We start from the raw sequence: 15107 nt of genomic DNA, 5'->3' as shown, positions 1-15107 counted from the left end.
TCCGCAAAAACAAGCAGGGTGTGTCACTCTAAGAAATATTCCCTGAAGGGAGTCGTCGCTCTTGTGAGTTATACGTTGATTCTTTCTATCATCCAAATTGCTATCTATCTCTTCATCGCTGCGGCCATAGTCGGTGGTGTCTGGAATCTCATGCGGAAGCGAAACATGAATGGCGATAGAGGGTAGTCGAGCCACCACACCCAATCAATCGAATAATCGTGAAGCTGACAGGTTGTTTCTGTCAGCTTTTTTATTTTGAAAAACATTGTTTTGAAGTGTTATTTTTGATAATGTTAATAAAGGGAACATTAGGGGAGGGTTGATGATGAGAAAAACTTTGATTACAATCATGATTGGTTCAGCAGGACTTGTATTAGGTTCAGCGACGGCAGCCGCGTTCACTTATTCAAACTATGGTCTTGTTTCTGTACCGACACAAGTGTATGCCTATAGTGGCTTCGCTACAGAAACAAAATCCGCAATCTATACATCATGTATTACATGGAATGGCGCGGGGGAAGGAACCCTCGTTTTAAAAAACGTGAATGACCACTCGAACACAGCGTTTCCTTTGGAAAACAATCGCAACCAGATTACCAGCGGACAAAGAGGTACTGGCAACTATTTGATGCTCACAGCATCTTTAGTAGATTCCACCAATCACACAGTGGAGGCGGACATAGACATTAATACATCCTATCCTTGGAAAAACGATGGCTCTTTGGACGCCTATGACATTGGAAATGGAATCACTCATGAGATCGGTCATCTTTTAGGACTCGACCACAGTTCCGATTCAGCAGCCACGATGTACGGCACATCTCCGAAGGGGGAAACGAAGAAGCGGACGATTGAACAGGATGACAGAAACGGCATCGACTTTTTGTACTCTCCGAGTCCGTACAAAAAGTAAAGGATCTCTAGGAGGAACGAATCATGGGGAAACGAATGCAACTCGCCATTTTTGCTGCTATGTTTGCACTTGGTTTGACCGGGTATTATCTCTTCATGCCTGCAGCAGCTCCGGCGGTGACTGGGGAAAGTGCGAAGACACCAGAAGCGGAGATCAAAACAGTACAAATCTCAGGCATCATCGCTGAAAAATCGAAGACGGAACTGGTTGGCGAATCGACAGTCATTCTCGCTGGGAAGGTAAAAGATATTCTGCCCAGCAAATGGTCGAATCCCAATTTCGAACGAGGACAGAACATTTCTAACGTGATTCAAACCGATGTGATCGTGAAGGTCGGAAAAGTGTTCAAAGGCAAGCCGTACAGTACGAAGGAAATAGCGGTTCGGATTGACAAAGGGAAAGTTGACAATGTGGAATGGAAGTCAGAGGGGTTCCCGGACTTTAGTTTGAATGAAGACGTCGTACTCTTTCTGCGCGAAGATGACAGTGACAATGCGCGCCAGGACGAGCGGTACTATGTGCTGACTGGTATGAAACAAGGGAAGTTCACAAAAGAAGTGGGCGAAGGATTCAGCAACGGCAAAGATAAAATCACAGCCGCAACGCTGCCGTTAGAGATTTCTGAAGAACTGGAAAAGTATAAGAAACTTCCGAGGTTGGCAGATCCTAAAATTTACAAACCTTAGAGTTAGATCGAAGGTTGTAATCACGTGCGCCCTGATTTCCAGGTTGTCGGTCTGGATCAGCAAAGGGTCATCGAGATATCGTCTCCTGTTCAACGCTGAGCAGGGGACGTTTTTTTGATAATTAAGTGGAGCTAGACTGACCTGATTTACCATGTTAGACTTTTACTAACGTCAAGTGAATTGAGGTGAGTGCTATGGAAAAGTTCAATGATGTAGGTGTGCAACTAAGTCTGTTTGATGCTGATTCGCAGAATTCGCAGAGAAAAGTACACTCTTCCAAAGGAGCTTCACCTGAGAGACTTCAAAAACGGGCAAGGGAAAAGGCGCTGCTCTTAAAGAGATTCGCCACCGGCGACAGAACTCACTTGATCACAAAAGTCGCGCATATCTTACATCGCTATCCCGCTGCTAGAAATTCAGATATTACGCTGCAACTTAGATACTGGGAAACGTATCATCCGGAACGCTTTAACGCACACAGCATGTTTGATCCGGAAAAACTCTACACCTTTGAGAAGCTAACCTCCTTAGCTCGTGCAAGGGCGAAGATCCAAAATGAGTTCGGTTTGTTTCAAGCTACCGCAGATATACAAAGACATCGAAAGAATAAAGAGGAATTCGAGCGGGGAGCCCAGGTATCGATCAAACCGGATATCCCTACGATTTCAATAAGTTGTGATGAAAGCGGTAAAAGCGGAAAAGGAAAATATTTGGTAGTGGGCAGTATCTGGATTTTTGATCGCGGTCGCGAGGATGAGGTCAGGGACTACTTTGCCAAGTGGAAAACGAGAAAAGGTGTGGCACCGGAAGATGAATTTCATTTTACCGAAATGCGGAAACATCAGTTAGATCTTTACAAAGATTTCTTTCAAGAAGTTGTTCGTTTATCCGATATGATGAGCTTTAAGGCAATCGTAATTGATAAAACGCAGTTGGAGCGTTCCCGACATCTTGATGATGTGGTAAGTGAACTTCATTATCAATTGGTGTTATCAGGGCTGCAACAGGAGATTGAGGATCACAGAGTAGCCTTACCTCGATACGTTGATTTTTACAAGGATGCGGATCATGGAGTCGATGTCCTGACTCTGACAAAAATAGAGCAAGAGCTGCAACTCCATTTCAAGGTAAACCATGATGATCAGCTAAAACTGAATCTTTTTGATGCGGTCGAGTCACATTGGAGTATTTTTGTTCAGATTGCAGATCTGTTTACCGGGTGTTTGAATCGAGTTTTGAACGAACAGAATGGCAGCAACCATAAGGATGAATTTGCGAGATTTGTGTTACCTTTGCTTGGGGTTGACCTTGGGAATATTCTAAGCACAAGTAATGAAATGACGAAAATCATGGTGCTAGCAAAATAAAGGGGTCGAATCATGGAATTGTCTTGGATTGTAATTGGTGGTCTCATCGCACTCTCAATTTTGCTGGAACGAGCAACCAATCGGAAACGACGTAAAAGGAAGGGCCGTAACAAACAACGTACCGCTCCACCTAAAGTGAAAGCAACACTCAGCCCCTCAACCGAAGTACGCCAGGATGCGACCATTTTGCAGACTCCGTTGCAAGAACTTTCTGGATTCGAGTTTGAACGCCTGCTCGCGCTCTATTTCCGCGATCAGGGGTACAAAGTCGAGGAAACAGGTGTAGGCGGCAATGACGGCGGAGTGGACTTGGTGCTGGTGGACCGTCGCGGAGAGCGCACGGCGGTGCAGGCGAAGCGGTATGCGGATCATAACAAGGTGCCGGTGCAGACCGTGCGGGAACTGGTCGGAGCGAAGCGGAATCATAATTGTGTCCTAACTCTGCTCATCACAACATCCGACCTGACAGAGCCTGCTAAGAAAGAGGCCGAACAGTTCCATGTTGATTACTGGCACGGAGGTATTGTTGAGCGTAAGTTAGCTGCTTGGGGCAAATACCAGCCGCGCAAGCAAAAGCAAAGTGTCGTTCGCAACGAAGTCGCCGCCACTCGTGAAGTCATCTGCAAGTGCGGCCAGCCTATGGTGATCCGCAAGAACAAGCAGGGCATGCCATTTTACGGATGCTCCAAGTTCCCAAACTGTCGGCACACCCAGTCAATCTAATGATGATCATGAACATGTCTTGTTCATAGCTGGCTGTGCTGCGGCGGTTGTATTTACGACTATTTAAGCGACATGAAAAGAGCCAACGTCTGCGTGTGAATGCAGAGTTGGCTCTTTTTTAATTTGGCTAATCGCTATGTAGGACTTTGTCACTCCATGACGAACAAGGTAGTAGGCATTATTACCTATCTATACCTAAACATGGGAGGGACAAAAGGAATGGGTAAACGACTCAAACGGCAGTTGTTATCGGTCTTTTTGATCATAACGCTTGTCGTGACATCCCTGCTCCAGGGCTTTGGCACACCGGCGAGCGCTGCGGCAACGGGGGGCGAGTGGGACCCGCTGCTCGATTGGCTGCCGGAAAACGGCCAGACGTTCGACCCGGCCGGGGACATCATGCGCTCCGCCGTCAGCGGGCAAAACCACACCACCGGCGGCACGGGCAACACGCCGATCGTCGATGTGGCAGATCCTGCGCCGGTGACGCCGCAGGAGCCGGTCAACATCGCCACCGGGGCGTTGGTGCTGACCGAAAAAGATTTTTCCTATTCGGCATATGGACCGGCGCTGGAAATCGCCCGCTCGTACACCAGTGACAAGACGGACAACGAGACGATGTTTGGCCACGGCTGGTCGATCCCGCAGGAGCGACGGCTGCAGATCTTTGCTGATTTTGCGATGGCCGACCTGCAAGCGAACGGAACGACCGAATCGTACGTCTACACGAAAAACGATCCCGACATGATCGTCGAGACGTATGACGGCGACGATACGATCTGGTATCCGCTGCACCTCGGCAGCTACGCGGCGCAAGACGCCTCCAACAAAAAGGAACTCGTCCGTCGTGGGCCGACCGATTATCTGCTCCGCGAACCGCTGGGCGGCACGAACTACGCGTTCCACGGCTACTACGCCAAGTGGCGCACCGACGCGCCGAAGACAGCCGGCAAGCTGCTGCGTTATGCGGACAATGTGACCGGTCTGACCATGTTTATCGACTATGATGAGCAGGGCCGGATGAAGAAACTGCAAGGCAACACCCGCCCCTATCTGGCGTTTGGCTACCAGGGCAGTTCGTCCCTCGTATACAGCGTCACCGATCTTGGCGGACTGGTTTACTATTATGGCTATGATTCCAATGAAAACTTAACGAAAGTCACCCGTCCGGACGGCTCGAAGGTGGAATACACCTACGACAGCAGCCACCGCATCACCTCGCGTGCGGAAAACGGAGTGGCCACCTATTTCGAATACAGCGGCGGCAAAGTCTCCGCGATCAAAGATGCGAAAAAACGCACGATCTATTCCTACGTCTATGCGGGCAACAACGTGACCCGGACCGATTTTGACGGCCATCGCACGCTCTACACGATCGGGGCCAACAAGAAAATCGCGCAAAAAGTCGACCCGGACGGCACGACCACGTCCTACGCGTACAACGCGGACGGCAAAGTCACAACGCTTACGACACCCAAAGGCACCACAACGATGGAATACGATGCGAAAGGCAACATGACCCGCCGCGTCGAGCCGATGGGCCGTGAAACGCGCATTCAATACCATGCGGTGTTCGACAAGCCGACCCGCGTCGAACAGCCGGGCGGCGGAGTTTGGGAATACACCTACACCGACCGCGGCGCTGTGCAGTCGGTCAAAGAGCCGAGCGGTAAAGTCACGACCAACGAAGTGTCGTGGTTCTGGCAGGTGGTCTTGTCCCGCACAGACAACGCCTCCCGTGTCAGCACATTTGACTACAACGACTATGCTGAACTGTCCGACATGACCGACCCCAAAGGGCAGGTCACCGCTTTCGTGTACGACAACTCCAACCGCCTGAAGGAAGTGAAGTACCCGGGCGGCAAGAGTTTAACGATGGAATACCAAGGCGGCAACCTGAAGCCTTCCGTCACCACCGGCCCGATGGGGCTGAAGACGCGGGCCGAGTATGACAAAGGCCGCCTGGTGCGCGAGTTCGATGAGCAAAACAACGTCACCGAGTACGAATACAACGACTTGGGCCAACTGGCGAGAAAAATTGAGCCGGGCGACCGCACCACGTCGTACACCTACACGCCGCTGGGGCAATTGGCTTCGGCCACCTATCCGGGCGGACGCACCGTCACCTACAAATGGGATGAAAACGGCCGCCTGGAAAGCAAATCCGGCACCGGCGTCATCGCCACCACTTACGAGTACGACATCTACGGCAACGTTGCCGCGCTCACCACGCCCAAAGGCACCACGCGCTACGAGCGTGACGCACTGGGCCGCGTGACCAAAGAGATCAACCCGCTGCAGCAGGAGACGAAATACGCCTACAACGCGGCAGGTCTCGTGGAGACGGTCACCGATGCCAAGAACCAAAGCGTTTCCTTCACTTATGACGCCGACGGCCAGGTGCTGACCAAGAAAGACCAGGCCGGCCGCACCGAGACCTACACCTACGACGATCTCGGCAACCCGCTGACCGTCACCGATGCCGAAGGGCGAGTGACCAGCTACAAATACAACGTCATCGGGCAGTTGGAGTCGGTCACCGATCCGCTGAACCGCACCACGACATACACGTATGATGTGACGGGGAACAAGACCTCCGAGACATTTGGCGGCTTAACCACCCGTTACGAATACGACGAAGCCGGCCGGATGAACAAGCAGATCAACCAAGCCAGCGGCGAGACCGAGTATGCGTATGACAAAAAAGGTCAGCTGCTCTCGACCAAAGACCCGCGCGGGAAAACGACGACCTACACCTACAACCCGTCCGGGCAGATCCTCACGCAAAAAGATCCACTGGGCAACGTCTACACCTTTACCTACGACGATGCCGGGCGTCTCTCCGGCGTGGAAGATCCCAAAGGGCACAAGGTCACCTACAACTACGACCTGACCGCCCGCACCACCGAAGTGGTCAAAGACGAAAACCTGAAAGTGCGCTACCAATACGATGCAGCGGGCAATCTGGTGTCGTTCACCAACTCGCGCAATCATGAGACGCGCTATGAATATGACGCAGCCAACCGCCTGACCAAAACGGTCACGCCGGACGGCGAGATCGCGTTTGCTTACGACGCGCTGGGTCAGCTCACCTCGGAAACCGACCTCCTCAAGCACACCACGCGCTACACGTACGATGCGCTGGGCCGCGTTTTGACGGTGACCGGCAAAGCAAACGGCGTCACCTCCTACACGTATGACCCGCAAGGCCGCTTTACCGAAGTTCGCTTGCCCAACGGCGCGACCGAACGCACCGAGTACAATTTGGTCGGGCAAGTCATGCTGCAGAAAGACGCGGGCAACGGCGAGACGAAATTTGAGTATGACACGCTGGGCCGTCTGACCAAAAAGACCAACCCGCGCGGCCATTTTGCCCAGTACCAGTACGACGCGCTGGGCCGTCTGACCGAAGTGACCGATCCGAAAGGCTACAAGACGGCGCTGACGTATGACAAGAACGGCAACCTGCTCACCCGCACCAACGAGCTGGAGCAGACGTGGAGCTACGTCTATGACGATGCCAACCGTCTGACCGCGGTGAAAAATCCGCTCAACCAGCAGACGACGTATGAATACGACAAAAATAGCAACCTCACCCGCATCGTCGACGTGATGAACCGCGAGACGAAGCTGGCGTATGACAAGCTGAACCGCCTCACCGCAACGACCGACACGGGCGGTTTTACCACCGGCTACGAGTACGATGGGGAGAACAACCTGCTGCGCGAGATCGACCATGACGGGGTGGCCAAAGAGTACACCTACGATGCGTCCAACCGCGAAGTGGCAGTGAAAGACCGCGAAGGCAAGGTCACCACCACCTCCTATGACGCCATGGGCAACGTGACAGGCATGGTCGATGCCAACGGCGTGGCAACGTCCTACGCGTATGATGCACTGGGTCGCCTGACCACCGTCACCGATGCGAAAAAAGGCGTCACCGCCTACCGCTACGACGCGATGGGCAACCAGACCGAGCAGATCGACCCGCTCGGCCAGACCACCGTCTGGACGTATGATGCGATGTCGAACGTCATGTCTGAAAAAGACGGTGAAAACGGCATCACCCGTTTTGAGTATGACAAAATGGGAAATCAGACCGCCCGCATCGACGCGCTCGGCAAGCGTACCGAGTATGTGTACGATGAGCGCCAACTGCTGACCCAGATTCAAAACCAGGGCGAGACGCCGTCCGTCTTCGAATACGACGAGATCGGCCGCCTGACCCGCGCGAAAAACGGCGCGCTGGAAGAAGTTTACGCGTATGACCAGCTCAACCGCATCACCGCAGTCACCAACCCGCAACTGAGCAAAACGGTTGCCTACGAGTATGACGCAGTTGGCAACCGCACGAAGCTCACCGACCCGGAAGGCCGCGTCATCGCCTATACGTACGACTCGCGCAGCCAGATCCAGTCGATGACCGACCCGGAAGGCCTGGTCACCTCGTATACGTACGACCCGTACGGCCAAGTGACGGAGATCAAAGGCGGCGACCAGACGGTCACTTCCTACACCTACGACCACAACCGCCGTCCGACCAAGATCCACACGAAGACGACGACCGGCGTGCTGTCGACGTTTAACTACACCTACGACGGTCTCGGCAACATCCTGACCCAGACCGAAGAAGACGGCGCGGTGACCAAGTTCACCTATGACGAGCTGAACCGCGTGGTCGAAGCGCTCTACCCGATCGAAAAAATCAAAACCATCCGCAACACCTACTACACCCCGCCGCTGAGCAAGCTCTTCCCGGACGGCGCAGACGGTTCCGGCGATGTCGACACCGCAGCTCCAACCGTCCCGCAAGCAGCCAAAGGCGGTAACAACGCTGGCACCGGCGAAGTCAAAACCCCCGGCGGCAATGGTAACGGCGGCGGAAAACCTGACACTGGCACCAGCAATGGCAACGGTGGCGGAAACGGCAATTCCGGCGGCAAATCCGACACGCCGGGCAATGGCAACGGAAAAGGCAACGGCGGCGACAAAAATCCGAACAGCAACGGCAACGGCCATGCGTACGGCAAAAACAAGCGCACTGGCGCCGACATCAGCGATTACTCGCCGCAAATCCTGCAGGAGCTGGGCTATCCGGCCAACTACGTCCCGGAAGACCCGGACTTCTTCCTGAACCCGGTCGAGCGCGTCACCTACACCTACGACGCAGCGGGCAACCGCACCAGCATGACCGACGACTACGGCCTTGTCACCTACAGCTACGACAAAGCCAACCGCCTGACCGACGTCGACGGTGACAGCTACACCTACGACGCCAACGGCAACCTGACCTCGAAAATGACCGCGTACGGCCAGGTCAGCTACAAATACAACGCGGACAACCTGCTCACTGAAGTCAACTACCCGGATCAGACGTACGTCCACTACGACTACGATGCATTCGGCCGCAAAGTGTCCCGCGAAGAGCAGTACTACGACCTGAACGGCCCCGGCGCCTCAATGGGCCAAGGCGGTACAGGCACGGCTGCCGGCGGAGCTGGCAATAACGGCAACGCCTACGGACATGACAAAAACCCCAACCCGGGCAACGGCAACGCCAACGGCCGCGGCAACGGAAATGGGAACAACAGCAATGCAAGTGGCACCACCGCAGGCACAGGCGGTGTGATCAAGAACTACCACCTCAAGCAAGAGTTGACCAATTACCTCTACGACGGCAACAACCTGCTCAGCGAATACAACGGTGCGACCGGCGAAACGTTCGCCCAGTACTACCGTGGTGCGGATGACCAAGTCGTCTCCCGCATGATGTTTGGTTTCCAAGGCCGCAAAGAGCAAGGCTACCTCGGCAACCTTCGCGACCGCGGGCACCACCTGTTCTACCACTATGACGGCATGGGCAATGTCACCGATCTGACCGACTACCTCGGCAGCGAAGTGCTCAAGTACCGCTACGATGCGTTCGGCGGCGTGTTCACTCAATTGTGGACGCCGTACAACCAAGTCGGTCTAACCGGCAAAAGCTACGACATCAAAGCCAGCCTGATGGACTACAGCGCCCGCTGGTACAGCCCGTCTGTCGGACGCTTCACGACACAAGACAGCTGGACGGGTCTCGGCGATCTCCCGCAGACGCTGAACCGTTACGCGTACGCCCTGAACAACCCGATCAACATCACCGACCCAAGCGGCCATGCGCCGTGCTACGAAGACGACAACGGCGACCTCCGCTGCGGCTACTCCCCCAACCCCGACGACTGGGGCAACCGCGGAGGCGGCGGTGGCACAGGCAGCAACGACGACGGCTGGTATCCTCCAGACCCGCTCCCACCGCCCAACCCGGACGAAGTAGAACCGCCGCCGCTTCCGCCGTGGATGAACAAAGACGGCCGGATCGCGACCCTGCTCGAGAAGGCAGGCATGTCACCAGCAGAGATAACGACGATGTTCCAACTCATCGCGATGGGCGTCGACTCCATACCGGTCTTAGGCAACATCAAGTCTGCCGTCGAAGCCATCACTGGCTACGATCTGATTACAGGTGAAAAACTCGGCTTCTGGGATCGCGCCGTCTCTGGCGTCACCGCAGTCATCCCAGGCGGAGGAGCGTTAAAAGTAGGTCTCGCCGCAGGTGTGGCAGCCGCCACCGCAATAAAAGTGGCCAAAGTCGCGAAGAAGACGTGTAACTGTTTCCCAGAAGGAACCCTCGTCGAGACCGAAGACGGCCCCAAGCCGATCGAAGAGATCCAAACGGGAGACAAAGTCCTCGCCAAAGACGAAGTTACCGGAGAAGTCACTTACCAATCAGTAGAAGGTACTTTCAGCCGCGTTGCCGAAGAAGTCTATACCATCACTTTCGACAACCAAACCGTCGAGGCCACTGACGACCACCCCTTCTACGTCCACAACAAAGGCTGGGTCCGCACCGTCAACCTCCAGCCAGGTGACAAGCTGGAAACCGCTTCGGGGATGTTGCTGGAGATTCGGAAGATTGAGGTCGCAAAGAAGCAGACCAAGGTCTACAACTTCAGCGTCCAAGACTTCCATTCGTATTTTGTGTCCGATCTCAAAGTTTGGGTACATAACGAAAAATGTGATGCTGTAAAGAGCTTAATTCACGGTAATAGTAAAGCCAGTACGAAAGAACAACATGGTTATGAGATATTTGAAAAAGAGACGGGCGATGTCGTCAAAACAGGAATAAGTGGGCAAAAACTTAATAAAAATGGATCTTCTCCACGAGCAAATTCGCAAGTGAATAAGTGGAATAAACAAGCTGGGAACGAAAAGTACCAGGCCGATGTTGTTGCACCGCAGATTCCTAATAGGCAAGATGCTCTAGAATGGGAGCGTAACAATGCGCAAGAGCTTTGGGAAAACGGTAATTCAATGAATAGACATCAAAGACCTAAGCCCTGGGAGGAATAAGGAGTTGATACAGTGTTCTTGAGTGATTTTGATTTAGATATGCCATACATGATGAATGAACAAAAAGTCGCAGATATTATGAAGGAGAGGAATTGCTCATTTAACGAGGCGACAAAACTAGACTATGAGTTGAACTGGAAGTGTAAGAGACATACTTTCAGGCTACAGACTCGATGCATAACAGCGATGTTCGAAAGGCTCTTCGGTAAAATGAAAACTGAAGATTGTTGGAAGATTATCGTGGAATGTGTTGATTCCCCCATTGAAGACGGACTTGTGAACATTTCAGGAGTGTTACATGTTCGAAATCACTTTGATTACACTTCATTTATCCCATTAAGTGAATCAGAAAAAAAGAAGAAGGCACTCGAACTTCTAATGAATGGTGTTTACAAAATCTGTGAGCAGAAAGGGTGGGATAGTGATTTATTTGACCGTGTTAATAAGTTGATTCAGGAATTGGATTATACAAATCAATGGGTTTGGAAAAAACCATTGAAAAGTCCTGACAGCAGTTATTTTGCGGAAGTTCTTTGTGAACATGATTTGCAGAGCATGGAAATTTCACTTCTTATCAAGGAAAAAAGCGGTAGAGAAATAATTAGAAAAAAGGTTATCGAGGAACTACCAGACGAATTTGCGTATGCCAAACATTTAGGTAAACTGAAATGGCTTTCAACAGATGAAGTTGCCTTGGTAAATAAAAAAGGTGATCGCATGTGGGCAGTAAAAGTAACGTTTGAGTAGACGTTCTGTGTTGATACACCAGGCTTTTTTCAGGCAAGCTGACACTTACGGGTGGCAGCTTGTTTCTTTATGGAAATGAGATCTTGTCCGGCAACCATTTGAGAAAAGCAGGATTATCCGTTGATTAAGCAAAATTCGAAGTAAGGCGTGCCGATGAGTACTTTAAGGGGGAATTAGGAGTAACACTAGATACTCCTACAAGAATACCCGGGAACAGTAGGAGGTAAAGAAAGTGATTGAGAGCGAGGTAAAAAAGGCACTAAGGGACCTAGTGGTTGATTTGGTTAATGGTCGCTACGATTTGCTTACAGAAAGCAATCGTATAGGACGTCTTACTGAGGAGGAAATTCGTGAGGGGATACAAGAGTATGGAGGTACTTTAACAATCCCACCGGAAGAAGCTTATAATACATGTCGGATGCTAAGGTTGGACCGAGGTTCAGAGTTCGCAATTGCATTCGATATGTGGATTGACAATCACCGCAGTGTTCTCACTCTAACATGTGATGTCACTGTCGATGATCAAGAACAAAAGGTTGTGGAAATCAAAATAGACTTACACGTCCTGTAATATATTTGAGGGAGTCTTCGTATCCAACCCGAATGTATGGACGCAGGGGGATTGGGGACGTGCTGTTTATCGCATAATGAAAATGCAGAATGTCGCGGCGTAAAAGTGCAGACTTTGCCCGCGACATTTTGGCATTAAAAAAGCACTTGCCAACATCGATCTACTATCTTACCCTACGGTTTGCGACGACCAAGGGGGATCGAGAGGATGTTGAAAGTGCCTGAGCAACAGTATATCAAATTTTTGCGCGAACACGAAGGGTGTTCGATTACCGAAATTGCAGAACGATTGGACATAAATTGGAGAACTGCCAAAAAATATGCGGACAAGGACGATTGGAACGAGACGACTGGAAAACGATTCGGACGTTATCCGGTTCTCGGTCCGTTTCTCGAAATCATAGATACATGGCTTATGGATGACGAGGCTCTTCCACGCAAACAGCGCCACACCGCTCGGCGGGTCTTCCACCGTCTCAAAACAGAGCATGGATTTAATGGCGGCGAACGAACGGTACAGGAGTACGTGTCCAAATGGCGGGCGGCTTACGCCCATGAACGAGCGAAGAGTTACGAACGGCTGGAGCATCCAGGTGGCGAAGCCCAGGTGGACTTTGGAACCGCGCATGTTTCGCAGAATGGGAAGTTGGTGGAGCGCAAGATTCTTACAGCGTCTTTCCCATTCAGCAACGCTGCTTTCGCATTCCCTGTTCCTTCGGAAAATAGCGAGTGCTTCCTCGAAGCCTTGAAGCGCCTCTTTGAGCAAATAGGTGGTGTACCGCGACGAATCTGGTTTGACAACCTCGCGGCAGCGGTTGCATCCATTGAGAAGAACGGTGACCGAAAGCCGACTGATGCGTTCGCAAGGTTTTGTGCTCATTACCGTTTCGAACCAGTCTTCTGCAATGTGGCAAGTGGCAACGAGAAAGGAAATGTAGAGAACAAGGTCGGTTACGGCAGGAGGAATTGGTGTGTCCCAATCCCCATAATTCAATCGCTCGACCAATTGGCTGAACATCTGGAAAAGGAATCTAGGGAGGATCGTCAACGCATTCACTATGCGAAGAAGGAGAAGGTGGACGATCTATGGCGACAGGAGCAGACAATGCTTTACTCCCTGCCATTAGAACCGCTCGAAGTCTTTCGCCTGGATATAGGCCGATTAAACAAATATCGTGAACTGTCGTTCGAGAAAGTCAAGTATCCACTCCCGCAATGCAAAGCGGAGCAGCGTGTGTTGCTCAAGGTCAAGTGGGATCGGATTGAGGTATTGGACGAATCTTACAGCAAGATCTTCGAGTTTCCGCGCCCCTATACGGACAAGACGATAGAAGTCGAGTGGAGAGCCGTTTTGGACGGGCTCAAGCGGCGCCCCCGTTCCGTCAAATACTCGACCTTTGTGTCGATGATGCCCGAGACCCTGAAACGCTTCTTGAGGGAAGTGGAGTCGGAGAATTGTAAGGCACGCCTGTCACTTGTGAGACGTTTGTTGGAGAACTATTCGATGGAGGAGATCGCCGATGGCCTGCACGAACTCATGCCTTGGGATTCTCGCGCTGAAACGGCTCTAGAGCACGCCTTGTACAAGAAACGGCATCCTGAGTTTCATCCTGAACCGTTCCAAGAGCTACACACCCCGACAGAGATTCAAGGCTATCATCCCGGTGACTTGGCTAATTACAACGACCTGCTGGGGGTGACACTATGAATACAGAGATGTTGGCGCAGGCGTGCAAAACGCTCCATCTGGCGCATGTGATGAGCAACTACGATTCGGTTCCGTTCGAGAATCGGATTGACTTCTTGCTGGCAATCCTGCAGTCGGAGATCCAAGGACGTGAGTCCAGCAAGATGAAAAGACTGTTGAAACGCGCCAATTTCCCGCATTTGAAAACGTTTGAAGGGTACAACTTTGAGGAAGTCACGTTTCCAAATCATTGCACGGAGCAGTCGTTACGAGAACTCGCCTTTCTGAAACATAAAGAAAACATTTTGATGTTGGGCAAGGTGGGAACTGGGAAAACCCATCTGGCAATTGCTTTAGGAATGGAAGCCTGTAGGCAGGGGCATAACGTGAGGTTTTACCGTGTCTCGGAGCTGGTTGGAAAATTGCTGGAAAGACATGAAAGCGGGACTTTGACGAGATTTCATAAGGAACTGATGAAGTGTGACCTGTTGATTTTGGATGAGGTGGGCTTTGTACCGTTTCACCAAACGGGCGCTGAACTTCTGTTTCACGTCATCTCGGAATGCTACGAGCAGCGAAGTCTCATCGTGACCTCCAATCTGGAGTTTGGACAGTGGAACAGCGTGTTCGGTGATACACGATTGACCAAAGCGCTGGTGGACCGATTGGTTCACCACGCGCACATTCTGGGCTTCACGGGCGAGAGTTATCGCTTGCGCCATGCTCTATCGAGCGTAAATTCATAAATTTCGGTGTTGGCGGTGCTATGCACAAAATGGCCGCGACACTCTGCACTTTTTAGTTGCGAAACACAACGTGCGGCACATCTGGAACCAATTACAGAGGATTCCCCTCAATTTGGGTCAGTTGATGCTACACAAGTAGTTATTAAGTCAATAAAAATCGATGATCTGATCCGATTATAGAAGGTCGGTGAAATAGTTGTACGAACCGTCTAACGAAGATATTGAGTCCGCAAAAAATGTGCTAAGAGAGGAGTTGGAAAAACGTTGTATTACCAAAGA

General features: G+C 51.7%; 9 protein-coding genes. All 9 read left to right on the top strand.

Going from position 1 to position 15107, the window contains the following annotated elements:
• Nucleotides 1–325: 325 nt before the first annotated feature.
• The 9 genes from CBW65_RS20035 (at nt 326) to istB (ending at nt 14828) form a co-directional block, all read left to right on the top strand.
• The gene (locus CBW65_RS20035; protein WP_157722083.1) at nt 326–913 is read left to right on the top strand and encodes a matrixin family metalloprotease; all 588 of its coding nucleotides are present in this window, start codon (nt 326–328) and stop codon (nt 911–913) included.
• Nucleotides 914–936: 23 nt separating this feature from the next.
• Nucleotides 937–1599 (top strand): hypothetical protein, encoded by a 663-nt coding sequence (locus CBW65_RS20030; RefSeq protein ID WP_087458349.1) that lies wholly within the window; start codon nt 937–939, stop codon nt 1597–1599.
• A gap of 194 nt (nt 1600–1793) precedes the next feature.
• A complete protein-coding gene (locus CBW65_RS20025; RefSeq protein WP_087458348.1) occupies nt 1794–2966 on the top strand; it encodes a DUF3800 domain-containing protein in 1173 nt (390 codons plus the stop codon).
• 12 nt (nt 2967–2978) lie between these two features.
• Nucleotides 2979–3689 carry a restriction endonuclease gene (locus tag CBW65_RS20020; protein ID WP_087458347.1) on the top strand — a complete coding sequence of 237 codons (711 nt, stop codon included), beginning with the start codon at nt 2979–2981 and terminating at the stop codon, nt 3687–3689.
• 219 nt (nt 3690–3908) lie between these two features.
• Nucleotides 3909–11078: a polymorphic toxin-type HINT domain-containing protein gene (locus tag CBW65_RS24385; RefSeq protein WP_198299671.1), complete on the top strand. Its 7170-nt coding sequence runs from the start codon at nt 3909–3911 to the stop codon at nt 11076–11078.
• Nucleotides 11079–11096: 18 nt separating this feature from the next.
• Entirely contained in the window at nt 11097–11825 is a 729-nt protein-coding gene (locus tag CBW65_RS19955; RefSeq protein ID WP_157722081.1) for a hypothetical protein, read from the top strand.
• Nucleotides 11826–12057: 232 nt separating this feature from the next.
• The gene (locus CBW65_RS19950) at nt 12058–12396 is read left to right on the top strand and encodes a DUF7668 domain-containing protein (protein ID WP_087458345.1); all 339 of its coding nucleotides are present in this window, start codon (nt 12058–12060) and stop codon (nt 12394–12396) included.
• A gap of 207 nt (nt 12397–12603) precedes the next feature.
• A complete protein-coding gene (gene istA, locus CBW65_RS19945) occupies nt 12604–14103 on the top strand; it encodes an IS21 family transposase (RefSeq protein WP_087455348.1) in 1500 nt (499 codons plus the stop codon).
• Nucleotides 14100–14828 carry an IS21-like element helper ATPase IstB gene (gene istB, locus CBW65_RS19940; protein WP_087455364.1) on the top strand — a complete coding sequence of 243 codons (729 nt, stop codon included), beginning with the start codon at nt 14100–14102 and terminating at the stop codon, nt 14826–14828. Before istA ends, istB begins: the two co-directional genes overlap by 4 nt.
• The last annotated feature ends 279 nt before the right edge of the window (nt 14829–15107 follow it).

Origin of the sequence: Tumebacillus avium, assembly GCF_002162355.1 — a bacterium.
GTDB lineage: Bacteria > Bacillota > Bacilli > Tumebacillales > Tumebacillaceae > Tumebacillus_A > Tumebacillus_A avium.
This window is presented reverse-complemented; position numbering and strand designations above follow the sequence as displayed.

What these genes read in the sequence shown, in the direction of transcription:
- CBW65_RS24385 (WP_198299671.1), top strand. Translation starts at nt 3,909, where the DNA reads ATGGGTAAACGACTCAAACGGCAGTTGTTATCGGTCTTTTTGATCATA.
- CBW65_RS20020 (WP_087458347.1), top strand. Translation starts at nt 2,979, where the DNA reads ATGGAATTGTCTTGGATTGTAATTGGTGGTCTCATCGCACTCTCAATT.
- CBW65_RS20025 (WP_087458348.1), top strand. Translation starts at nt 1,794, where the DNA reads ATGGAAAAGTTCAATGATGTAGGTGTGCAACTAAGTCTGTTTGATGCT.
- CBW65_RS20030 (WP_087458349.1), top strand. Translation starts at nt 937, where the DNA reads ATGGGGAAACGAATGCAACTCGCCATTTTTGCTGCTATGTTTGCACTT.
- CBW65_RS20035 (WP_157722083.1), top strand. Translation starts at nt 326, where the DNA reads ATGAGAAAAACTTTGATTACAATCATGATTGGTTCAGCAGGACTTGTA.
- istA (WP_087455348.1), top strand. Translation starts at nt 12,604, where the DNA reads ATGTTGAAAGTGCCTGAGCAACAGTATATCAAATTTTTGCGCGAACAC.
- istB (WP_087455364.1), top strand. Translation starts at nt 14,100, where the DNA reads ATGAATACAGAGATGTTGGCGCAGGCGTGCAAAACGCTCCATCTGGCG.